The sequence below is a fragment of the Streptomyces sp. DI166 genome, assembly GCF_900091315.1.
GTDB lineage: Bacteria > Actinomycetota > Actinomycetes > Streptomycetales > Streptomycetaceae > Streptomyces > Streptomyces fuscus.
Genome location: NZ_FLSP01000237.1, coordinates 1 through 1,433, shown reverse-complemented (window position 1 = coordinate 1,433; position 1,433 = coordinate 1). Strand labels below are relative to the sequence as shown.

Here is a 1,433-nt window from a genome sequence, read left to right as displayed (position 1 = left end):
GGAATCTCAATGATCGTGTCAAGCCGTCTGCGTGACTGGCGGGGCGGAGGTGAACAGCCTCTTGTCACGGAGCATCGCCCAGAGCACGTCGGTCCGGCGTCGGGCGAGTGCCAGCAGGGCCTGGGTGTGGATCATGCCTTCGGCGCGCTTCTTGAGGTAGTAGTCGCGCGATGGCCCCGGCCGCATCATGGCGGTCTGGGCGGACAGGTAGAGGACGTGCCGCAGACGGCGGTTGTAGCGCTTGGGCCGGCGGTAGTTGCCGGTTCGGCGGCCGGAGTCGCGGGCGACCGGGGCCAGACCGGCATGCGAGGCAAGGCGGCCGGCGTCGCGGTAGCCGGCCAGGTCGCCGACGATGGCGACGAACTCGGCGCCCAGGATGGGCCCCATGCCGGGCATCGACTCGATGATCTCGGCGCGGTCGTCGGATCGGAACGTCTCGCGGATCTCCCGGTCGTTGTCCTTGATCCGCTCGTCCAGGGCCAGAAGCTGGTGGGCGAGGTCGCAGACCAGCTTGGCGGCCCGCTTCTCGCCGGGCAGTGCGATCTGCTGGGACTGGGCCGCCTCCACGGCCTTGGCCGCGACCTCGGCGGCACTGCGGACCTTGCGGCGTTCCAGCCAGGCCGTCAGGCGCTTGACGCCGATCCGTCGCAGCGCGGCCGGCGTCTGGTACTCGGTGAGCATGACGACCGGGCCCTTGGCCGCGGAGTAGTCGAACGCCCGCTCCAGGGCCGGACAGATGCCGACCAGCAGGTCACGGAGCCGGTTGATCAGCCTCACCCGGTCGGCGATCAGGTCGGCCCGGTAATTCGTCAGCACCCTCAGGTTGGAGACCAGCTCCGGGGGCGTGTCCAGCGGAGCGAAGTCCCGGCGCATGCGGGCCTGGTCGGCGATGACACGGGCGTCCTTGGCGTCGGTCTTGCCCTCGCCCCGGTAAGCGCCGGTCATCCGGTTGACCGTCCGGCCGGGAACGTAGACGACCTGTTGGCCGTGCGCGATCAGCAGGGCCAACAGCAAGGTCGAGGCCCGGCCGGAGATGTCCACTGCCCACCGCACGTCGTCGGCCCGTTCGCGGGCGGTGTCGATGAGGGTGAGGATCCGGGCCTCGTCGTTGATCACCTTCGTCGAGAACAGCGTCTCGCCGTCGGCGTCGACCGCCACTGCCCAGTGGTGCCCCTTGCCGGCATCGATGCCGACCCATATCCGCGTGTCAGACGTGCTCAAGCCCGCCGCTCCGTATCCCTCGTGACCAGCACTCCATGGTCCGAAGAACACCCCGCCGACAGGTCCCTAACCAGCGATGACCGCAGTTCTCAATCAGCAGTCGGAGCGTCCTGGAGGACCAGGCGGCCATTCCTTCCGAGTCATCAACGACAGACCCCCATCAGCCACACCCGGTCCTCCCGGACCGCCTCACATTCTTAGGGACCCCCCAT

1 protein-coding gene is annotated in these 1,433 nt (G+C 68.7%); it reads right to left on the bottom strand.

Features of this window, described 5'->3' with window-relative positions; all coding sequences use genetic code 11:
- Positions 1-18 precede the first annotated feature (18 nt).
- A complete protein-coding gene (locus tag GA0115233_RS40030) occupies positions 19-1,221 on the bottom strand; it encodes an IS110 family transposase (protein WP_093725710.1) in 1,203 nt (400 codons plus the stop codon).
- Positions 1,222-1,433 lie beyond the last annotated feature (212 nt).